Genomic DNA, 21,866 nt, shown 5'->3' on the forward strand with positions numbered 1-21,866 from the left:
CTCTGAATTCCGTCAACCACGTCTGTTTCAAAGACGTTATTGGGCCATTGGGTTATACCCAGTGGCTAACTAGACTGAAATACAACAACATCGTCTTCTAAAAAAAGTTTTATACATCCTTACCTATAGCAATAGCATTTGTTTAAAGCTGTCTCATGACAAGTGGCTTTCTCGACATCACCCATGCTGCAATGAGCAAGGCGAAAGCCACTAATATTCCCGATTCTCCAGTCCATAGCAGAACGTTCTTGCCACTGGAAGATATATCGAAGGCATCCTGAATCACGGCATTCCAACATGCATGAAGGAGAATCGCAGGCCATATGCTGCCCGTTGTTAAGCGCAATCGGCTGATCAAATAACTGAAAGAGGTCACTGAAACCATAAATAGGACAACCGATAAGGCTGGATATGGACCGGAATAATAAAATCCTAAAAGCATTACAGGAAGATGCCATACACCCCAAATAATTCCGCTCGTCAGCACGGGTCTAGGTACACGGGCATTAATTAGTCGAGTGAGCATGTAGCCCCTCCAGCCGAGCTCTTCTCCTGAACTGCTGATCACACCAATTGCAGTACCCGCAAACATCTGAAAAAGTATCGTTCCTGCAAGGATAACGCCAGATGGGCCTTGAATGAATGAATCCGGTGTGACGTACTGGACCAGTCCCGTAATCCAGGCAATTCCATAAGTAAACAAACCAATGACGACTGGAAAAAGCAGAATGAAGGGGAACGACTTCAGTGTTTGCTTCCCTCCAATCCGCAGGGAAATGTCTGAGATGCCTTCACGCAGCACGATACGTGCGAAGATGGAGGACAAGCCCGGTGTCCACATAAGCAGCAGGCCAAAAATCGGTGCTTTCGTGATCAGTACATAACTGAGGATGGAGAGCGGGATGAGCATGGCAAAGTATATATACAACCCTCGTCTGGCCTTTTGAATAAGGACCTTTTCCTCGTCTGAATTCGTGCTGGGCATGGTGCTAAAATTTGTTCGCATTGGGATAGCTCCTTTAATCAAAATATGTATATCGCTTTGCAGTATAACAGTGGATCTATACTGATCAGAACAAACTCCAGCCCAGTTTTTGATCAAGACTCTAGCCCAGTAGGGACAGGACTAAAGTATAGCAACGAGGTTTGAAAAATGAGGTGAACCGAGGCAATCCCTAAACAGTATAAATTCGCACAACACCTTGTTGCCAGCACAAAGAGCACGTTTCAAACGCGCTCTTTGTGTGCTTATTTTTCTCTGGCTGCCATATTTTTTATAATCGCGCTGGCAATTCGATTCGATTATGCGTTTATATCCGTGATTGCCGGAATATTGATCTCTTTTACACAGGCTGCATTGGACAGGCTGACGATACATTTTACGATAGAAACCATATCCTGAAGAGGGATGCGTGTACTATTATATTCGGAAAGAGCGCGGTCAATGCCATCTTTATATGGTACCTCGGCTGCGAGTTCACCTGGGTTGATACACGTAACCGCGATTCGGTCTTCTCTTGTATGTTCTCTCAAGGCTTCTGTAACCCCACGAATGGCAAATTTGGAGGCTACAAAAGAAACCTGGCTACTGTTTGCATTGCTTAGACCTGCAGTCGAGCCAATAAGAATGATTTTGCCTGCTGTTGATTTCCTAAGGTGGGGCAATAATGCCTGAATGCTTACAATAGCAGATGTTACATTCACATGAATCAAATTACTGATGTCGGCGGGGGTGTCCTTATCGAACGTATAATGGTCCTCGAAACCCTCTTTTTCCCAAATGCCCACATTGTAAATGAGAACATCCAAAGTCTCGTTCTGAAGCGCATCGCAGATCTGTTCGGATGCATGGAGCTCAGACAGATCTGCCTGTATCCATATGCGTTCTACCCCATCGTCTAGTTTCAAGTTATCAGGTTTCGTGCGAGACACGACCCAGACTTTATCGCCTTGCTCGGGCACACCCCTCACAAATGCATCTCCTAATCCTTTGCTAGCACCAAATACAAGATAGTTTTTCAATTAAAATGCTCCTTCTTTTTAAAGTGTCAGTCTATGGGTACCCGCTCAAAAAGCAGGCTCTTTATTTTCCAGCAGTATAATTTCTTCTCCTTGTTGTTGCCTTAATGCTATATTTTCGCGCCCCCATGTACACATTACATCCACAATCTTATTGGCGGTAACTCCATACTCCGTAAGGCTGTATTCGACTTTAGCGGGCATCTGTTGGTACACATGTCTTCTGACAAGACCATCCCTCTCAAGCTCGCGTAATTGCTGGATCAGGACCTTTTGCGAGATACCGTCTATACTGCGCTGTAATTCGCCTGTCCTTTTCACGCCGGACATTAATAAACATATAATTAGCGCTTTCCATTTGCCGCCAATAATTTCGAGTGTCGCTTCGATTCCCAGGTTATATTGTTTCATGATATATCCCCTCGTTCAGGTTACCTCGTGTTGATGTGGTATAAATATTCATTTTCTCACAACATGGCTGATGAAGTCCATACACACTTTGAAGTAACTACCTTACTTTCGAGTGTGTATTTTCTTTTACCTGTCGGTTTGAACAGAAAATGACCTGGATCGCGTTTGCTGTTATTCGGGGGCAGGGACCCGACGCTTCCTCCCCGGGTAGGACATGCTTCTAATCCCAATTCGCATATTGTGCTTCAACCACATCGCTTGCAGATGGCAGCTCCATGCCTTCTTTCCAGAGTAGCGTAGGATTGTCCCTGGGCCCGTAATAAATGGCCTTAATGGTGATCTTAGGGTCCTTTCGGTTGGCATTTAATTGACCGAGATCCACGAAGTTGTAGATATTGCCAAGACTGATCTCAGCGAATTTTTTGGATTGGATCACAGGCCGGACCGGTGTCATATAGAAATTCCCGTCATCCTCCAAGGTGTAATTCACCTGATTCACCCGATAACCGTCGTTCATCTTCACATGATACGCGATTCTGCCGTCTCGGAGCCGGCTAACTTGCGTGACTTCAATGACACTGGCCGGAACCTCGTTAATATTCCATTGGAATAATCCGACATAGCCGAGATATAAGGCTCCGATCACGGCTGTCGCGAGCAGCAGGCCTTTTACAAACGAGACTTTTTTTGAGCGCCGCCAATACGCCTTGAAGTTGGCCAGACCCGTGCTCTCCAATTTATTTTTCGCTATCAGCTCAAAAGGCAGGCTGCTGCTCAGTTGGAGCTTGTGCAAGGCTGCTTTACACATTTCACAGGTACCCAGGTGAGCTTCAACGGCTTCTTTGGTGTTAGCACTGCATACCTCATCGTAATACAGCGGCAGCAAATCCCGAACGACCTCGCAGGATAGTTTGTTCATGGCTTTTCCTCCAGTAATAAGTCTTGAATGATGTTCCTTGCACGGTGAAAGGTCACTCTGGCCCAGCTTTCCGTTCTTCCGAAGATCTGGCTGATGTGGTCAAAAGACAGCTCGCCAAACACCCGCAGCGTAAACACTTCCTTGTATGGCTCCTTAAGGTCGTGCAATAGCTTATGGATGCACAAAGCTTCGGTTTTGTCGATCAACTGTTGTTCCATCGTGAGGTTGGTGCCAGGTCTGGTGTCAGGCGGTGGTCCCGGTTCGAAACGTTTTTGTTTGTCCATGTATGTGAAATAAGTATTTTTGGCGATTTGACATAGCCAAACGCTGATTTTACAGTTACCTTTGAACTGGTCGATATTCTTCAAGGCTTTTACAAACGTTTCTTGAGTGATTTCTTCCGCAATCTGCTGATTTCTGCTTAAAGACAACGCAAATAAATATACCTCCTGAAAATATTGTTCGTAGATTTGTTCCACATCGGCCACTTGTTCACCACCTTACGTATATAAGACCCGTTCAAGGGGATTTCGTTACAAACAAATTAGAGAGGCATAAGAAGCATAAGTTTGCCGTGAGTCCCCAATAGAACTCTGAACGATAACTCAAGTAGACAGCCGGCTAATTAGTCGGCTGTCTTTACAAACTCAATACCAGGTTGGTGAAATTAAACAAATGCAATGATGAGAAGAGTAGGTAAGGTGTATGTTTACAGAGAGCTCCGGTAGTTGAAAAGGAGTAAGTGGAACCTTATTGAATCAAATCTCTGAGCATCACATCGGAACCAGAGCCTGTTAAGGGGGTGGTGTGACAGGAGCTCCTGTTACAGAGCTAGAGTATAAGCATGAATGTCATGCCGTACTCGATACTGATGACAGATTAGTAAACTGGGGTGGCACCACGACGAATCTCGTCCCCAAGACATTGTTCTTGAGAGGAGGTTTTATTCAATGCTAAAAGCTTGCTGGAATTATTTTTTGTATATCCTTAATCATAAACTGAATGTACTGATTGAATGTTGGAAAGAAGGCCTCTATATTCAGGGGATTATTCATGATTGGTCGAAATTTTTACCGGCTGAATTCTTTCCATACGCTAAAAAGTTTTACTCTGGAATACCGTTAACCTTAGAAGACGAGTTGAAATGGAAATACGCATGGCTTCATCACCAGCATAAAAATAAGCACCATTGGGAGTACTGGGTTATTAACCCCAATACAAAAGAGGCATTACCCATGCCTAAGAAGTATGTCATCGAAATGGTATGTGATTGGCGCTCCTTTTCAAGAAAATGGGGGAAAAGAGTAAAAGATACTACTCTAAACCTAACGGATAGCATAGTGGTTCATCCTGAAACGAAAAGAGAGCTTGACCTTCTGACGTCCAACCAAAGCACAAAGGCCCGTTAAGCTAACGGGAAACGATAGCGCGGCGATGGAACTCGCCCAACAAATGGGGCAGACGCATGGGAAACTTCATCGTTATGGCTCCATTTATAAAGTGCGGAATGGCGATCAATGGCCTAACCTCTGAAAGAGAACGGTCTGCAGGTGGATGAAGTGGGGCTCGCATCGAAATACAGGTTCATACGTCAAGGGACGGGAGTCAACATTAGCAGAAAAAAACCGAATAATAAAATAACGCTCCTGACATACTGTTGTCAGGAGCGTTATTTTATTATGGATTAAGTAAACATATAGGGTGAGAGCTTTTCTGGCCCAAAAAATGATATGGTATTGTATTGTATCATTTATTATAGGAAGGATGGTATTTTATGAATTTTGCTTCTGTACGTATCATTACCGACGACGTGGATCGTCTTGTCGAGTTCTATGAGAAAGTCTTGGGTGTTTCGGCGGAACGTCCTGCGCCTGTCTTTGCCGAACTCGTTGTGCCATCGTGCACCCTGGCGATCGGTCACTCCCAAACGGTGCCACTCTTCGGCATTGGTTCCGCAGTGGCGGCCGACAATCGCACTGTCATCCTCGAGTTCCGCGTCCACGATGTCGATGCCGAATACGAGCGCTTGAAGCCGTTTGTCGACGAGTGGGTAAAGGAACCGTCCACGATGCCGTGGGGGAACCGTGCTGTGTTGTTCCGTGATCCCGATGGAAATCTCATTAACCTCTTCCAGCCCGTGACCGAGGAAGCGATCAAACGGTTCAGCGGTAGGGGTTGACTCTTGGGAAAACAGCTTGCCTCTAGTTGTAGCCTCACCCAGTGTGAAATTAAGATTCTCGCCCTGATAGCGCGGTACGTAGAAAAGTTATCTATTTAGAGGGTGGATAGGCTCCTTTTATTCACTAAACTAATCGGCTGATTAGTTGAAAAGAAACCTTCCTTCTTAACTATGACATGATTTGTCGTAATTTAGATTTAAAATGAGGGTATCTTAATGAAAGGAGATGTAAGTTATGAACCGAAGAATAATTTTAGACTTAGCAGTTACTTTAGATGGCTATATTGAAGGGAAGAATGGGGAAATTGATTGGTGCATCATGGATCCTGATATGGAGTTTAATACGTTTCTGAATCAAATTGATACTATTTTATACGGAAGAAAAAGCTATGATTTATGGGGAGAATTTATACCGGATAGTGAACATACTGATGAGAAAGAGTTTTGGGATAAGGTCCATACTAAAGAGAAATATGTGTTTTCCAAGACTAAAAAAGAGACTGATAATAAAGCGATCTACATTAATGACAATATTACTGAAGAAGTAATTAAATTAAAGAATAAGCCGGGTAAAGATATTTGGTTATATGGTGGAGCAAATCTTATTACTACTTTTATTAGCTTAGGGCTAGTTGATGAATTCAGATTATCCATTCACCCTGTTATCTTGGGAGAAGGGAAACCGTTATTTATGGATGTGAAACAGAGAATAAATTTGAAAACGGTTGATACAAGAACGTTTAATTCCGGTGTTGTGCAAGTAATCTACCATCTGGATAGAAAATAACTGTCAGGATTACCGCAGTGGCTTCAGCCAGGTCGGAATGGTTGGTCCATTTCTGTGCACGATATCATGAATCAAGCAACCATAAATCGAACAACGTTTTATGCACATTTTCAGGATAAATATGACTTTCTTGAATATTGGATGACGGAAAAGTTCCAAATGACTATAAGGGATAGACTGCCGGAAAAAACAAGATGAATGCGGACAATTTGCGAATCCTTATTCAAACCATATTCGATTTTCTTTTGTGTTTTCAACAATGTAGTACGCCAGGAGACAAGCAGTTTGAAGCGATGTTTGAAAATACCATGCATCAGGATCTTCATCGACTCCTGCTTAAGCGGATAAATGAAGTGGACACACAGGGCATTTCGCAAGAAAAATTGGAAGCTATGGCACTCGTTATCAGTTGGAGCATATTCGGATCGGCTTTGCAGTTGAGCCGGAACCCTCAAGATCGCTCAGTAGAAACGATGTTTGAAGAAGTCATTGAGGTTATATCGGTCAATTTGGCCCCTTTTTGGGAGAAAATAACCAGCTAAAGATGAGGCCACTGAAAAAGTCTGACACATAAAAAAGGTGTTGTTCCTCAAACTCATTGAGGGGACAATGCCTTTTTTGCTGCATAATTAGTATAGCGAAAGGCGTGAAGCCCCTTGTTCCAGCCTCAAATCTCATTTGCGTTCAGCCCTTACACGGCACGATATGATACCTCATTGTGCCCAAAGATAATATGCTTCGACAGATCAACGAGATGCTGTACTTCTCCTTTGTATATGACGAATGGAAAGCATCCTCGGTAGCCACCGGGTTCACCTCATAACTAATCGAAACGCTCCATCTTCTCTCATATGTTATAACGCCTGAGAATCATAGCGCTTATGCTACAATAAGGGTGATAAAGGGGGAGTAATATTGAATAAACAAAAAATCGTGATTATTGGTGCAGGGATTGTCGGGGCGTCGATAGCCTATCATCTGGCCAAACGAAATCAAGATGTAACCGTTATTGAACGCCACCCCGCCGCGGCGCGTGAAGTCACAGAAAAATCTTTTGCCTGGATACATACGACTCATAGAGTGGCTCCCGAATACTGGCATTTGTACGATGCAGCTTTGGAAGAATATCATGCGCTTCAGCAAGAGTTGTCCGAATTGAAAATTGATTGGCATGGAGCGCTGACTTGGGACACTCCGCCCCTAAGGGAGCAGTGCCATTTACAAAAATTAAACCGGGAGCAGCTTGAGGCATTGGAGCCGAATCTGAAGGAATATCCGGATGAAGCGATGTTTGTGAGCGAAGAAGGTGCGGTGGACCCTATAGTGGTAACGGAGCTGTTGCTCAGCAAAGCGCGGGAGTACGGGGCTAAGGTTCAGTTTGATACCCAAGTTACACAACTGCAGCAAGAAGATTCCCGCCTGGTTGGCGTCCATACGACCAAGGGTCTTCGGGAGGCGGATGTCGTGGTACTAGCCGCAGGTACAGGCATACCCGAACTTTGCAACCCATTAGGTTGTCTCGTGCCGGTAACATCTTCGCCTTCCATTCTGATTCGGATGAAAACTGCGAATAAACAGATACACACACTAATCTCAAATGCACAATTTGAAGCGCGTCAACTTACAGATTATACGCTGCTGGCTGCGGAGGATTATATCGACGAGTCGGAGGAAAACGGACCAGAGGCTGTTGGTAAGCGAGCGTTCGACACGTTGCGTCGCAGTCTGAAGGACGGGAATCAACTGGAACTGGAAAGCATAAAGGTCGGGATGAGACCCATGCCTGAAGACGGCTATCCGATTGTGGGCTTCCAAGATCACATAAAGGGACTTTATCTGTCGGTGATGCATTCTGCGATTACGCTGGCGCCGCTAATTGCACGTCTGGCTGCAAGTGAAATCATCGATCGGGAATCGAGAAGTGAATTAGCCCCATGTCGTCTCTCCCGATTTTAGGAACACTCAAAAAAATGCAAAAGAGTACATCCCTTCATGAGCGATGTACTCCATGTTACATACTGTATATCTACTTAAGTCTTTTACTCTTCCTCAATAGCAATAGAATTCTCACTGTAAGAAATCCATTCACTCCAGCTTTTAAATTTCTCTGGAAACCATCTGTATTGCACATCTGGAATGATACTCCGCGAGACTCTTAGCAAATTGCTGATCGGGAAATTGTCTATGAAGCAGTTTCAATCCCCCTGATATTAATGATAAATGATGGCAAAACCGATAAAATGTCATTCGCTTAGGGTCGAGGTTATTATTTTGGAAGTAACGATAATATTCTCCGAATCGAAACTCTAAGAAGCTATGTTCGTGTTCGAGATCGAAGAACCCTGCACCCTCTATATCAATAAGGTGCGGCTGCATATGTTTATCTATTAATATATGATCAGGACCAAGTTCCCCATGTATGAAACTATATCGATTTCTGGGTTTAATTTCAGCTTCTAGCTCACATAGCTTATCAAGCAGGCTGCCGTAATTTCCCCTTATATTTACCATGTGCTCGGATGCATACGATAAGGCCATTTCTGCATTCATCCGCTGAGCTTTAAAGCATGGCTCATTGTTATTTTCGTCATAAACCGCATTTCCATAATAATTCCTTTGGATTGCGTGCATGTTAGACAACATACCCCCAATCCGATGAAACAACTCATTCCGGGCTTTGGGATCTTCATATTGGAAATAGGCTTCGGCTTTCTGTCCCTCTATATATTCGACAAGAGCAAAGTCATAAGAGTGTCTGTTTCTATCATTATTTAGATCATATAAGGCCGGCGTTTGAATTCCATGTTGTCTGAGATAGCGGTTATTCAGAGAGAAAAGTCCGCTGCCGTAGGAACTTTGGAATGTGGGCTCATTCAAGATCTCCTCCTGGAAATAGTTGCGGGAGATATCCCAAACATACAGCATACAAGTAAAACCATTCTTGCAGACAACCTTGTAAATTACTTTTTGCGCGCCACCATAAGTTCTTACACTTTCAGCCACGAGATAACCGGCACCAAATACGTTTTGCACATACTCCTGTAATTCTTCAGGAGTAAGATGACTGTCAAATTTCATCGATTAGCGCTCCATTTCATTTGTAATTGCCGGCCAGCAACATAAATATATAGAAATTCCCAAAAAAAATATAGACTGTTTCTTTTCTGTCTGTTAAGCTGTTGCTTGAGGTCTATATATTTTACGAAAACGGTGATTCTTTTGATGACCAGCGACTTCAGTCGTTTGATTTGTTGATTCAAGACTATTGCTAAACGGAATAAAAATAGCAAGGGGCCGGGAACTCACGTATGGTGAGTTGACCCGGCCCCTATTTTTCTATACAAGTTGTCTCTGTGTTGACCTCAAGATGTTTACAATACATAGCCAAGGTATTTGCCTCGGTTGCCGCAGGCATCAAAGTTCTACATGGCTTTAAGCCCTACTATTCCTCTCCCGTAGCCACCGGATTCCCCTCATAACTGATCCAGTCACTCCAGCTTCCGGAATATAACTTCACGTTCGGAAATCCCGCTTCTTCCAGCGCAATCACATTTGGGCAGGCGGAGACGCCGGAGCCACAATACACGATGATCGTACCATTTTTGTCCAGTTTACTGAAACGTTCCTCTAACGCTCCAACTCCCGTCCAACGTCCTTCCGAATCCAACGCATCTTTCCAAAAATAATTCACCGCCCCTGGAATATGACCAGCCTTGGCATCGATTGGTTCCTCCAGTCCCGCGTAGCGGCGGGCATCCCGGGAGTCGATCAACACAGCTGAGCCGTCTGCAGACGCTTGCTGTACATCCTCAACACTTGCCAGCAGCCCTGGCTGCACATTTACTTCAAACGAAGCCGGAATCTGAACAGGCACATCCGTCGTTACTGGAAACTTGGCGTTCTGCCAAGCAGAGAAGCCTTCATCCATGACATACACCTGTTCATGCCCCAGATAACGAAGCAACCACCACAGTCGTGATGCGTTCATACCCCCTTGGTCATCGTAGGCGATAATTCGTGCATTCGAGCCGATGCCAACTTTGGAGAGGTGATTTGCGAGAACAGCCGGATCTGGAAGCGGGTGACGTCCTCCGTGCGTAGATACAGGAGCGGACAGATCTTTCTCCAAATCGAGATAAACGGCACCTGGAATATGTCCAGCCTCGTAAGCTTGTCGTCCAGCGTCCGGTTGACCGAGCAGGAATCGGCAATCCGCGATGACGACATCCGGTTCATACATTCTGGCGAGCAGCCAGCGCATGGATACAATATTTTTCATGAAAACACACCGCCTTCATTTGTAGTTGGGTTAGTACAGGATTCAACCGGAATCTGCTGCAAATAGGCTCCGGTTTGTCTAGGGTTTAATTACCTACAGCTTCAATGATAACAGGATTAAGTTAAGCAATTACACAATCTTGGGTTCAATCGGTCCAGGGCAAGCTATAGGAGCATCTGAGGGAATAGGCTGCGGTTTGGTTTTGCCATACCGAATGAAGATCCATACCCCGAAAATAATGACAACCCCGGCAGACATCTGTAGTCCATTGAGGGATTCACCTAGCAGCATCCAGGCCAAAAGTGAAGAAAATACAGGTTCCCCCAGTACTCCCATGGATACTGTCGTAGCATTCATATATTGAAGCAGCCAGTTGAAGAGATAATGACCAAAGATCGTTGGCACAATCGCGAGCAACAGGAAAATTCCCCACTCGGAAGCCGCATAACCGCCAAACGGGAGACCATTAACCAGATTATATACCGCAAGTGTACAGGCAGCTACGAAAAATACCCAGAAGTTATAGGAGAAGGCACTGAGTCCCGCACGCAAAAACTGTCCAAGCAGCATATGTACCGCCACAGCGATCGTCCCGAGCAAAGAAAGAATATCCCCGCGCAGCGCTGTACCTGCCAACTGGAAATCTCCAGCTCCAATGGCGATGGATCCAAGCAGGGCGATGCCCATGCCGATGATCATCATGCGGTTAATTTTGGCTTTGAACAGCCAGACGGAACCGGCCAGAATCAATATAGGCTCTAATGCGAGAATGACCGTCGAACTGGCTACACTCGTGAGCCGAAGCGATCCCATCCAGAGCAGAAAATGCAGGGCTAGCATCACACCGGATGCGAGCAGCAGAGCCCATTGTCTGAAGTTCAAACGCGTCATCTCGTGCCGGTATTTCCAGACAAAAGGCAGCATCAGCAGATTGGTGAGGAACAGTCGGTACATCGCAATGACAGCGACGTCCGCTGTGGACCAACGTACAAAGATGGAAGAAAACGAAATGGCAATAATGCCGACAAAGAATAGCAGAAAGATCGATCTGCCGGCACGGTTCAAGCTAGTCATGGATGTAGCTCCTTCTTGAAGTCAAATGGCGTAAATCAATTTATTATACAGGAGAATGCATCCGCAGGAAAAGTATAAGAGAAGAAATAGATAAGTAGATTGTAACCGGGCTTGTAACTATTCTGTCATTCTCCAGGACCATTTTTCTATTAATCTTCTATATAGAGACATGAAACGATATAATGTACCAATAATCGGGAAAAAATGAAAGTAAGGAAGTGGCCTGGAAGTGAGAGTTCAACAACAGAGAGCGGGAGAGAGTGGCGGCATTCCGCATAGAACAAGCCGAACCAAGACGCATGGACGAAGAAGAATCCGGTATGGGAGACTGAGTGCTGCGCTGGCGCTTCTGGCACTGCTCATTATCGGTTTAACATATGCATTCATTGGCATGACGCACTGGATCAAGGATTATGTAGCACCCCCTCCAGTAGCTGCAATTGAACAGCCAACCAAGCTTGGCATGATTGAAATGACTCCGGAGTCCAAAGAGGAGCCTGCTCGGTTCCAGGGTCAGGTGCGCAAGCTGGCATACATAACGTTTGATGATGGACCAAGTGTATATACCGATCAACTGCTGGATATTTTGAAGCAGCATGAGGCAAAGGCAACCTTTTTCATGATTGGACGCCAGTTGAATCAACACAAAGAAGCGGTGAAGCGGCTCGTCAAAGAGGGCAGTTATCCGGGGCTTCACAGCATGACACATAACTATAACAAATTATATAAGAGCGGAAACTCCGCTAATTTTGTGAAGGAGTTCAAAAAGGAACAGAAGATGGTCCATGACCTCATTGGCTTCACGCCACACCTGATCCGTGCTCCATATGGCAGCAGCCCACAGATCGGAGAAGACTTCAGGGGGGATATTGCTGCTGCCGGATTTAAAATGTGGGATTGGACCACCGATTCGCTCGATTGGAATTTACCGGGTCAGCCGGACAAAATCGTGGAACGTGTCAGCAGCAGTGTGCACCGGGATAAGGAAGTAATCCTGATGCATGAGCGGGAACAGACCGTAGAGGCGCTGCCACGCATTTTGAAACTGCTTGAGGATCGGGGATATGAGTTCGAGGTGTACGACCCGAGCGCCCATTGGGTGGCTAACTTTAGCGGGGATACCCGGTTATAAGCAAAGCAGGCATTTTGCATAAATACCGAAATAAGCGATAAGTCATCGAGCGATAGATGCAAGAGAGGAGGCACCCCGAGGTGCTTAGAAGAAAAAAGATAGCTCTGGCCGGGGTCAGCATATTGTTGGCTCTGCTTGTCAGTGCTTGCGGTCAGCCGCAGGAACCGGCGGCAAATCAAGTCAATCAACTGATTCTTACTGATCAGGAGATAAATCAGAGCCTGAAGGAGATTGCCCGTCATGAACGGGAAGACATGGAGTTGTACGGATCTATTTTGAGTAAAGGAAAGAATAGAAACAGTAACCTGGAGGCTCTGCTGGATCAGGCGGACGGACATATTGCAGAGCGAAGAACTCTGCTTGAACAGGCTGAAGCGGTAATGAGCAGGACAAAAGAACAGATGGAAGAGCTGCGAATTTCGCTCGATCAGTTATCCTTTGAGAAAGAAGAGAACCTCGCTCAGGCCCACACGGTATTGGATCAATATGAGCAAAGAGCTGCGTCGTTTGCAGCATTTGTTGCTTCCTACAGACAGAGTCTGGATGCGGACGAGCAATTATATTCATTGATGAGAGGCAGCGTGGAGCCCAATCTGGTCAAGATCAAACGTGCGATTCGGGAACGGAACAGCCAATATGCCAAAGTGGCCGAGTTAAGACAACAGTTCAACAAACAGACGAAAGCTTTCAACGGAGCCAACGCCAAGCTTGTGCAGATGGAGCAAGCCGGCTGATGATTCATAATATCAACGGGCTGTTGAACATTTGCATGATTGAGCGTCTTGTCAGCCGTGTAAGTAATACTAAGCTGTCAAGTTAACAAGTCAGGCAACATGGACAAGCATCATTGCGTATAAGCTAACGGAGGTGTTCATATGCGAAATACTATGAATATTAGTGCATCATTACTTGTTTTGGTTATGGGATTCTCGCTTGTGGCCTGCGGCAACAGTAGCCCTACTGCTCAGCCACCCGCGAATAATACAGCAGAACAGACGACAGCACCAGGGAAGCAGCCTGAGGAAACTGCTGTGATTGAAGCTGAAGGCATTTTGACCGGATGGGCAGACCCGCACACGGTTGAAATTCGTGTGAATGAGGAACCAATGTCTTTCCAGGTAGGTGAGGATGTGCAGAAGTCTTTGGATGACATTGACGATGAAGATTCCGTTCAATTCCAATATGTAGAGAAGGCCATTGAAGGCGACACGACGGTCAAACAATTGGTGCTTACGGAAATTGCCAAGATCAAGTCCGATGATGACAATAACGGTTTGAATGCAGGCGGTAATGTTACCTCGGATCGTCCAAAGACGTCTGAGTTGGAAGTGTCTGTAGAAGGCATGACCGAAAAGCGCCCGGTTACATTGGGTCAAGCCAAAGGATACTCGTTATATGTCTTTGAACCAATGACATTTGATGCGGGCGATCATGAATTGACCATGAAGATTGATCCGGATTACGAGGTGGAGATTGAAAGACTGCCTTCGGATTATAACCTGAATGAACTGAAGGTGGATGCGAAGAAAGAACTGTCAGAAACCGGAGCGGTCGAGCAATTAAGTGAGGAAAAGCTTAGCAATGGCCCGATGAAAGAGGCAAAATTGTTCATGATGTCTCAAAATAATAAGAAAACAGAGTATTTCATCGTAAAAGAGCTGGATGGTACTAGCTTTGCTTTCCATATCCATGCACCGGTTGGCGAACCATCAGAAGGCTTCCTGCCAATGGTGTATGCCTCCGTCAATTCCATCATGAACGAGTAAGCGTGTTTGGATAAGTTCCTAGCCCAATTGTATTTTTCTTGTCAAACGATGCAAAAATGAATTACCATTTAATTCAGCTGTATCAGATCCTGGGGCGAATGAGGGGCTATTGAATGCGAGAAAGAAAAATAAGGGATATCCGCGTGACAGATGTTCATGATATTTATTTGCTGAATCAGGAATTTAACCCGAATTTGCAAGCATTCTCCGAGCAGCAGGTTAAGGCAAAGATTGAAGTCATTACAACGAAAACCCATGATAAGATTTTGGTGTGTGAGCAGGATAACGAGGTCATTGGCTACATCCATGGAAGTCCATATGAGTTGCTTTTTGCCGACTCTCTACTGAATATTTTGGGCTTTGTTGTGAAGGAAAAGGCTAGAAATCAGGGTACATGCAGCCTGTTGATCGAGTCTCTGGAGCAATGGGGAAAGAATAACGGCTACTCCGGAATTAAACTACTATCACATCCAAGTCGAATCCCGGCTCACCAATTTTACGAACATCGTGGATATGTATTTACAAAGGATCAGAAAAATTTTATTAAAACATTTCAATAGATCATCTTTTTTAAAGAGCTGGGAGGAACGATGCGATAGGCATCGTCCCTCCCGGCTTTCTTGCCGTATGTCTATTCAGTTTGCTGGGCCAAACCCATTTGGCCTATTCTGTGTCAGGTTAAATTTGCAATCGACTTACGTATTAAACTTCTTTACGCCATATTAGGCCATGTGGGAAAATGGAGGAAGTTATTTGAGTCGTTGAATCGCAGAGGAGGATCGAGGATGCTGCTAAAGGATCGTTTCCAAGGTTGTTTCATTGGACTTGCCGCGGGAGATGCACTGGGAACTACAGTGGAATTCAGCAGTCCTGGTACGTTTGAGCCTGTTACCGATATTGTGGGCGGAGGTGTATTTGATCTGGTTCCGGGACAATGGACGGATGATACGTCGATGGCCCTCTGTCTGGCCGAAAGCCTGGTGAGAAAAGAGAGCTTCGATCCCGCGGACCAGATGCGCAGATATACGAATTGGTACCAGGTCGGTTATATGAGCAGTACGGGAACCTGCTTTGATATTGGCGGTGCTACTCGCAATGCACTTGAGCGGTTTGCGGCAACCGGTGAAGCGTATAGTGGCTCAACCGACCCGATGACCGCGGGCAATGGTTCGATCATGAGGCTTGCACCTGTAGCCATGGCCTATGCCAACGAGCCGGAGCAGGCAGTGCGGTATGCTCGGTTGAGTTCCAAAACGACACATGCCGCTGTTGAAAGTATGGAAGCATGCGAAGTGCTGACGGCGATATTGGTTGCAGGACTGCGCGGAGCGGACAAGGACGTCATGCTGCAGCCTCAAACCTGTCGTCAGTGGAGGGACGGGAAATCTTTTTCACCCGCGATTGAAGAAGTTGTCCAAGGATCATACCGCCATAAAGCACCGCCTGAAATTCAGGGGAGCGGTTATGTTGTTCGTTCACTTGAAGCAGCGTTATGGGCATTCCACCAATCCTCGACCTTCGAGAAAGGTGCGCTGCTGGCAGTGAACCTGGGTGATGATGCGGACACCACGGGAGCGGTGTATGGGCAAATTGCCGGAGCCTATTATGGTTTGAGCGGTATTCCGGCACACTGGCAAGAGAAGCTGGCCATGCGAAATACGCTGATTGAATTGACGGAGGCATTGTGGTCAAAGGCGGAAACAAGATAGAAGAGACAGGAGAAGAGAACATCATATGCGTAAGTCAGAATCATCACAAACGGAATTGGGAATTTCGAAATCCGCTAAGCGAGGGGCGTTTCCCTTATCCCTTTTATGCCTGACGGTAGGGGCTTTTGCTATTGGCATGACGGAATTTATTATTATGGGGCTACTGCCCAATGTAGCAACGGATTTGAATGTGAGCATTCCGCAGGCTGGACAACTGATTACGGGCTATGCGCTTGGCGTGGCAGTTGGTGCGCCTATACTGACTGTGTTCACCCACAAGATTCCGCAGAAAAAACTGCTGGTGCTGCTGATGTGTATTTTTATCATCGGTAACGCGTTGTCTGTTATTGCTCCAACTTATGGGCTGCTTATCTCGGCACGTATTCTGACGGCATTTGCCCATGGTACGTTTCTGGGAGTAGGCTCGCTGATGGCAACACGGCTGGTTGCACCAGAGAGAAGGGCAGGGGCGGTATCCGTTGTACTGGCTGGATTAACGATTGCCAACATTATTGGTGTGCCTTTTGGAACATTTATCGGGCAACAGCTCGGGTGGCGTTCATCGTTTGGGGCCATTACCATTCTAGGTATCATCTCATTGATTGGCATCATTCGTTTCATTCCGGTGATCCAGCAGGGACCCCCAGCAAATCTGGGCCAGCAATTCCGGAATCTGGTTCGACCACAGGTGTTATTGATACTACTTATTGGTGCGCTGGGTTGTGGAAGTCTGTTCGCTGTGTTCACCTATATTACACCGATGCTAGTCGATATTAGTGGTTTTGCTGAGCAAAGCGTGACCTGGATTCTGGTGCTGTTCGGTGTCGGGGTTACTTTGGGCAATATGCTTGGGGGTCGTCTGGCGGACTGGAAGCTGATGCCTTCCCTGATGGTTAACTTCGGTATACTGGCAGTTCTGTTAGCAGCATTAACGCTGACGCTGGACAATCCGTATCTGGCGGTAATCACCATATTTTGTTGGGGCGTTGCGGCTTTTGGTATTATGCCAGGGCTGCAAATTCGAATTATGAATATGACCCGTGAAGCACCACTGCTGGCGACAACGTCGAGTCACTCGGCCTTTAATCTGGGGAACGCAGGCGGTGCCTATTTGGGCGGGTTTGCAATTACGCATACGGGGCTGATCTCGGTACCGTTATATGCAGCAGTTATTGCGGCATGTGGATTGCTGGGACTACTCATCAGTGTGATGATAGAACGTAAAACTCGTTTGCCAGAAATCGTAGAGGTCGCTGAGGCAGCGCCGGTAAACTGAAAAGACAGTCAGAAAGCTTCAATTCTCCTGCTGAACACGGAGAGTTGAGGCTTTTATTTGGTTTTACACATACTCCTGTTTCCGTTCTCCACTTTCAGTTTTTTAGAATAACCTCGAAAAGAGATATACTTTTTAAAGGAAATACAATGGAAATTTAAGTATTTATATACTTTATAAGTTATTTAATGCGGTATAATGGAATTGATTGGGAAATAAAAATTCATGTTCTCATTTTCGTTCAAGAGGCAGTTAAGGAAACAGACCAATATCTGCGGAAAGGGGGTGAAGTTCACGTTATTTATGTAAGGGCTTTCAAATTATAAGTTCTATGAAAGGCCTGCTTTAAAGTTTGTTCGACATACCCAAATTTAAGTTGGAACAGGAGAAGTGATGATATGAAAAAACGCTTGTCTGTCATTTTAAATCTTTCCATAGCTGCTGCATTACTCGTGCCAACGATGGCTTTCGCCACTGAATCGAAGGAAGGTGTGACCGCCGCCGCTTTGCAGGAAATTGGAAATGGAACTGCGAGTGTCTCGAACTACGAAAATGAAAATAGCTTGGCTGCAAGTGCGGTGGTACCCGCACCGCCCGGTTATGATTCATACCGCAACAACATCCCACACGGAAATTTGAATCTGATCTCATATTATTCCACAACGGTTGGCAATGCACGCAAAGCAATGGTGTATACACCGCCAGGTTATTCTCTGAATAAAAAGTATAACGTCCTGTATCTCCTGCACGGCATCGGCGGGGATGAGTATGAGTGGGTTAACGCCATGAAACCGAAGAACATTCTGGACAACCTGTATTCCGAAGGCAAGCTGTCAGACATGATCGTAGTCTTCCCGAATGGCCGCGCCATGAAGGATGATCGCCCGATCGGTGACATTTATGCCCCGGATAAAGTGGCTGCATTTGAAAGATTTGAACAAGACTTGCTCAAGGATCTGATTCCTCATATCGAAGCCAATTATCCAGTGTACAAAGACCGCAATAGTCGTGCGTTGGCCGGTCTGTCCATGGGTGGTGGACAATCCCTCAATTTTGGGTTGAAGAATCTGAATACTTTCGCCTGGGTGGGCGCCTTCTCAGCAGCTCCAAATACAAAGTCGGTTTCCGAACTGGTTTCCAATCCGGGACAAGTCGCAAGCCAACTTAAATTGCTGTGGTTATCCTGTGGATCGAGTGATGGTCTGTTATGGGTCAGCCAGAACTTCAAAAACGGCTTGAGCAGTATGAACATTCCACACACCTGGTATCTGGATGTAGGCGGACACGAACCGTCTGTCTGGAACAGCGGGTTGTACCAGTTCTCTCAACGCATCTTTAAGTAATCACAGCCTTCAAGTAGTAAATGACTTGTCAGCCTCAGTTCTGTAATATACAGAGCTGAGGCTTTTGGTGCGTGAGTTAAGCCATCGGCTTGGTTCTCCCATCCTCGAATGATGGGCTCTAATGCTGCTAACATGTATAGTAAACTGATATTTTCACAAAGGGTTGAGCGCTACCGAATCTGAGACACGTTATCTAAGGGTTTGAAGCGCCTGCAGGAGGTTAAGGAACCCGAGACACGTTATTTCGCAATTTGAGGCCGTTTGTAGCGTTTTTTTAGAGGATTTCAGGAAATAACGTGTCTGGTGTTCCTTACGTTTGAAAAAGAGGGCTTATTGTCCAAATAAGGCGTCCTCAGTTCCTTAGCCTAGAAAAAGAGCACGCAAACCCACAAGCCTCGGTTCAGGGCAAGGAGCTGCGTGGGGCCATGAAACGGACGATAAGCAAGAGCATTGGTTAAGTGGCATGCCAGAGTTTGAAGACACGCTCCAGTTCTTTCTCTTCAACATTTGAGTATTCGGTCGTATAGGCGAGTGTTCATGTTATAAGCGTTTGTTGATTGTTTTATATAGGTTATCTCTAAGAGGGAGTCGATGACATGTTTTACTACAAAGGTGCGTTCAGAGAAACGGACAATTTTATCTATTTCAAAAGTGATGTTCAATTAGTCGAGAATGATGTCGTTATATTCGGTGAGAAAAAATATTTTATCGAAAGTGTCGAGAAAGAATTCCTTCTCCTTCAAAAGGTGGGCTCCATCGTTTCAGTGAGTCTGTGAAATCACTGCGGAAACATTTCCTTTTTCAAGTGTACGTGCACTTCTGGGCTGCCGCCTACATACAATAAATCGACCCTGTTCCCATATGTGCTCAGGCCAGATCGTTGTAAAACTGCAGGAGGTGTCATCTGTGCCCGGATTGTTTACCGCAATTGCCCTGTTCATCAAAGAGTTAACGTTACTCGTCTCGTATGTCAAAAATAATGCATTTCCCCAGCCACTGGCTGAGGATGATGAAGCCAAACATTTACGCCTTATGGCTGAAGGCAACGCACATTCACGTAATTTGCTTATCGAACACAATCTGCGCCTCGTCGCGCATATCGTTAAGAAATTTGACAATACTGGCGAAGACCAGGAAGACCTGATTTCGATCGGAACCATCGGTTTAATCAAAGCCATTGAAAGTTTTCAGCAAGGAAAAGGAACCAAACTCGCTACGTTTGCAGCCCGTTGTATTGAAAACGAAATACTTATGCATCTTCGTTCCCTGAAGAAAACCCGCAAAGACGTATCTCTTCACGATCCGATTGGAACGGACAAAGAGGGAAATGAGATCACCCTTATCGATATCCTCGGAACAGAAGCCGACGACGTGGTAGACAAGGTGCAACTGAAAATTGAAAAAAGCAAAATTTATCGCAATCTGGATATCCTTGACGATCGGGAGAAGGAAGTCGTGATTGGCCGATTCGGCCTTGAAGCTGGCGGCGAGGAACGTACACAGCGCGAAATTGCCAAAGAACTCGGTATCTCCCGCTCTTATGTGTCACGGATTGAGAAACGTGCACTCATGAAGCTGTACCATGAATTTTATAAGCAAAAGAGCTAGAAATCCAAGAACTCTCATTAACCCCGAAATGTAGCCAGCTTTATTCCATAATAGAGCCATTTAAGAATAAGAAGCTTTCCTGGACGTCTTGTCCAAGGGAAGCTTCTTTGGTTAAAGACCAGCTAAACGCAAGGCCCTTTCTTTATGTTTTTTACATTGACAAAGAGAATCATTCTCAATTATAATCCGAGAAAAAGCTTTGTAAATAGCTATATTTTTATGATTCAAATTCAAGTGGAATTGATGGGGGAAGAGATGGCACAGACGGCTCAGATTCAGAAGCAGCGTATAACGAAAAGGGAGTCCTTAATTCACAGCAAATCCGGTTTTGCTGTATTAATTGCCGCTTTAATGATCGTAATGGTTATTTCGGTTGGAATTGCGGTATCCATTGGACAAGTGAGCATTCCTCTCGCCGAGTCCTATCGTATTTTGTTGTACAAATTAACGGGATATCAGTTCGGCTCGGCGCCGATTGAGGCGGGGCCGTTTACGAATATCATCTGGGAGATTCGCTTTCCGCGTGTACTGATGGCCATGTTTATTGGAGCCGGGCTTGCTTTGTGTGGTGCAGTCATGCAGGCTGCCGTGCAGAATCCGCTCGCAGACCCGTATATACTGGGTATCTCCTCAGGAGCTTCGCTCGGAGCTACGTTTGCCATTCTGATCGGATTCGGGGCCATTGGCTGGCTTGGCCAGACCGGGGTGGCTTTCTGGGCATTTGCCGGTGCAATGGGTGCTTCATTGCTGGTGCTGGCGCTGGCAGGTATTCGGGGGAAAATGACGTCGGTCAAGCTGGTTCTTGCCGGGATGGTCATTAATGCACTGTGCAGTGCCTTTTCGAACTTTATCATTTATTTTGCCAACAATGCCGAAGGTATCAAGACGGTAACATTCTGGACCATGGGCAGTCTTGCTTCATCAGGGTGGAACAAGCTGCCGCTGATCAGCATCGTTGTGCTCGTAGCCATTCTGTTCTTCCTGTTGCAGTCCCGGGTTCTTAATACCATGTTGCTGGGTGACGAAGCAGCGGTTACGCTGGGCATTAATCTTAGTGTATATCGTAGGTTATATATGCTATTAACGGCTCTCGTAACCGGCGTAATGGTGGCAAGCTGCGGCATGATCGGTTTTGTCGGGTTAATTATTCCGCATATCGTTAGAGGTCTGGTTGGTTCTGACCATCGAAAAGTAATGCCTGTATCCGTATTGTTCGGTGCCATCTTCCTGATCTGGACGGATGTTATTGCACGATCACTGATTTCCAGCGTTGAACTTCCAATCGGGATCATAACAGCGATGATTGGTGCGCCGATGTTTATGTATATGTTAGTCAAAAAAGGCTACGGTTTTGGAGGAAATTAAAC

General features: G+C 45.7%; 23 protein-coding genes and 1 other annotated feature. Of the genes, 15 read left to right on the forward strand and 8 right to left on the reverse strand.

Annotated elements, in window-relative coordinates; translation table 11 throughout:
• Positions 1-142 precede the first annotated feature (142 nt).
• The 5 genes from P5G61_RS00860 to P5G61_RS00880 form a co-directional block, all read right to left on the reverse strand.
• Positions 143-1,006: a type II CAAX endopeptidase family protein gene (locus tag P5G61_RS00860; protein WP_301243450.1), complete on the reverse strand. Its 864-nt coding sequence runs from the start codon at positions 1,004-1,006 to the stop codon at positions 143-145.
• A 296-nt stretch (positions 1,007-1,302) separates the two neighbouring features.
• Complete coding sequence (locus P5G61_RS00865; protein ID WP_301243452.1) at positions 1,303-2,022, reverse strand: SDR family NAD(P)-dependent oxidoreductase; 720 nt, start codon at positions 2,020-2,022, stop codon at positions 1,303-1,305.
• A 45-nt stretch (positions 2,023-2,067) separates the two neighbouring features.
• Complete coding sequence (locus P5G61_RS00870; RefSeq protein ID WP_301243454.1) at positions 2,068-2,430, reverse strand: winged helix-turn-helix transcriptional regulator; 363 nt, start codon at positions 2,428-2,430, stop codon at positions 2,068-2,070.
• A 220-nt stretch (positions 2,431-2,650) separates the two neighbouring features.
• The gene (locus tag P5G61_RS00875; RefSeq protein ID WP_301243456.1) at positions 2,651-3,349 is read right to left on the reverse strand and encodes a zf-HC2 domain-containing protein; all 699 of its coding nucleotides are present in this window, start codon (positions 3,347-3,349) and stop codon (positions 2,651-2,653) included.
• Entirely contained in the window at positions 3,346-3,837 is a 492-nt protein-coding gene (locus tag P5G61_RS00880; protein ID WP_301243458.1) for an RNA polymerase sigma factor, read from the reverse strand. The genes P5G61_RS00875 and P5G61_RS00880 overlap by 4 nt, the downstream gene beginning before the upstream one ends.
• A gap of 183 nt (positions 3,838-4,020) precedes the next feature.
• Positions 4,021-4,270 (forward strand) — a binding site (T-box leader).
• A gap of 29 nt (positions 4,271-4,299) precedes the next feature.
• Here P5G61_RS00880 and P5G61_RS00885 point away from each other — a divergent pair.
• From P5G61_RS00885 to P5G61_RS00905, 5 genes are all read left to right on the forward strand, one after another.
• Entirely contained in the window at positions 4,300-4,758 is a 459-nt protein-coding gene (locus P5G61_RS00885; protein ID WP_301243460.1) for a DUF5662 family protein, read from the forward strand.
• Positions 4,759-5,123: 365 nt separating this feature from the next.
• Positions 5,124-5,528, forward strand: a complete 405-nt coding sequence (locus tag P5G61_RS00890; RefSeq protein ID WP_301243462.1) for a VOC family protein — start codon at positions 5,124-5,126, stop codon at positions 5,526-5,528.
• 235 nt (positions 5,529-5,763) lie between these two features.
• Positions 5,764-6,315, forward strand: coding sequence for a dihydrofolate reductase family protein (locus tag P5G61_RS00895; protein ID WP_301243463.1), 552 nt, complete (start codon positions 5,764-5,766; stop codon positions 6,313-6,315).
• A gap of 194 nt (positions 6,316-6,509) precedes the next feature.
• A complete protein-coding gene (locus P5G61_RS00900) occupies positions 6,510-6,857 on the forward strand; it encodes a hypothetical protein (protein WP_301243464.1) in 348 nt (115 codons plus the stop codon).
• Between the two features lie 373 nt (positions 6,858-7,230).
• Positions 7,231-8,271 carry an NAD(P)/FAD-dependent oxidoreductase gene (locus tag P5G61_RS00905; RefSeq protein WP_301243465.1) on the forward strand — a complete coding sequence of 347 codons (1,041 nt, stop codon included), beginning with the start codon at positions 7,231-7,233 and terminating at the stop codon, positions 8,269-8,271.
• A 141-nt stretch (positions 8,272-8,412) separates the two neighbouring features.
• Here the strand turns inward: P5G61_RS00905 and P5G61_RS00910 are convergent, their stop codons facing one another.
• The 3 genes from P5G61_RS00910 to P5G61_RS00920 all read right to left on the reverse strand — a co-directional run bounded on the left by P5G61_RS00910 (position 8,413) and on the right by P5G61_RS00920 (position 11,668).
• Positions 8,413-9,393, reverse strand: a complete 981-nt coding sequence (locus P5G61_RS00910) for an aminoglycoside phosphotransferase family protein (RefSeq protein ID WP_301243466.1) — start codon at positions 9,391-9,393, stop codon at positions 8,413-8,415.
• A gap of 364 nt (positions 9,394-9,757) precedes the next feature.
• Complete coding sequence (locus tag P5G61_RS00915) at positions 9,758-10,594, reverse strand: sulfurtransferase (protein ID WP_301243467.1); 837 nt, start codon at positions 10,592-10,594, stop codon at positions 9,758-9,760.
• Between the two features lie 129 nt (positions 10,595-10,723).
• Positions 10,724-11,668 carry a DMT family transporter gene (locus tag P5G61_RS00920; RefSeq protein ID WP_301243468.1) on the reverse strand — a complete coding sequence of 315 codons (945 nt, stop codon included), beginning with the start codon at positions 11,666-11,668 and terminating at the stop codon, positions 10,724-10,726.
• 229 nt (positions 11,669-11,897) lie between these two features.
• Here P5G61_RS00920 and P5G61_RS00925 point away from each other — a divergent pair, with 229 nt between their 5' ends.
• The 10 genes from P5G61_RS00925 (at position 11,898) to P5G61_RS00970 (ending at position 21,864) form a co-directional block, all read left to right on the forward strand.
• Positions 11,898-12,800: a polysaccharide deacetylase family protein gene (locus tag P5G61_RS00925; RefSeq protein WP_301243469.1), complete on the forward strand. Its 903-nt coding sequence runs from the start codon at positions 11,898-11,900 to the stop codon at positions 12,798-12,800.
• 80 nt (positions 12,801-12,880) lie between these two features.
• On the forward strand, positions 12,881-13,534 hold the full coding sequence (locus P5G61_RS00930) for a YkyA family protein (protein WP_301243470.1): 654 nt from the start codon (positions 12,881-12,883) through the stop codon (positions 13,532-13,534).
• A gap of 141 nt (positions 13,535-13,675) precedes the next feature.
• A complete protein-coding gene (locus P5G61_RS00935) occupies positions 13,676-14,566 on the forward strand; it encodes a hypothetical protein (protein WP_301243471.1) in 891 nt (296 codons plus the stop codon).
• 113 nt (positions 14,567-14,679) lie between these two features.
• A complete protein-coding gene (locus tag P5G61_RS00940) occupies positions 14,680-15,126 on the forward strand; it encodes a GNAT family N-acetyltransferase (protein ID WP_301243472.1) in 447 nt (148 codons plus the stop codon).
• Positions 15,127-15,351: 225 nt separating this feature from the next.
• A complete protein-coding gene (locus tag P5G61_RS00945; protein WP_301243473.1) occupies positions 15,352-16,275 on the forward strand; it encodes an ADP-ribosylglycohydrolase family protein in 924 nt (307 codons plus the stop codon).
• 25 nt (positions 16,276-16,300) lie between these two features.
• The gene (locus P5G61_RS00950) at positions 16,301-17,551 is read left to right on the forward strand and encodes an MFS transporter (RefSeq protein WP_301243474.1); all 1,251 of its coding nucleotides are present in this window, start codon (positions 16,301-16,303) and stop codon (positions 17,549-17,551) included.
• A 395-nt stretch (positions 17,552-17,946) separates the two neighbouring features.
• The gene (locus P5G61_RS00955; protein WP_301243475.1) at positions 17,947-18,891 is read left to right on the forward strand and encodes an alpha/beta hydrolase; all 945 of its coding nucleotides are present in this window, start codon (positions 17,947-17,949) and stop codon (positions 18,889-18,891) included.
• A gap of 596 nt (positions 18,892-19,487) precedes the next feature.
• Positions 19,488-19,667, forward strand: coding sequence for a hypothetical protein (locus tag P5G61_RS00960; RefSeq protein ID WP_301243476.1), 180 nt, complete (start codon positions 19,488-19,490; stop codon positions 19,665-19,667).
• A 130-nt stretch (positions 19,668-19,797) separates the two neighbouring features.
• Positions 19,798-20,499 (forward strand): RNA polymerase sporulation sigma factor SigK, encoded by a 702-nt coding sequence (gene sigK, locus P5G61_RS00965; protein WP_024628561.1) that lies wholly within the window; start codon positions 19,798-19,800, stop codon positions 20,497-20,499.
• A 255-nt stretch (positions 20,500-20,754) separates the two neighbouring features.
• Complete coding sequence (locus P5G61_RS00970; protein ID WP_301244284.1) at positions 20,755-21,864, forward strand: FecCD family ABC transporter permease; 1,110 nt, start codon at positions 20,755-20,757, stop codon at positions 21,862-21,864.
• The last annotated feature ends 2 nt before the right edge of the window (positions 21,865-21,866 follow it).

Source organism: Paenibacillus vandeheii, assembly GCF_030433635.1.
Taxonomy (GTDB): domain Bacteria; phylum Bacillota; class Bacilli; order Paenibacillales; family Paenibacillaceae; genus Paenibacillus; species Paenibacillus vandeheii.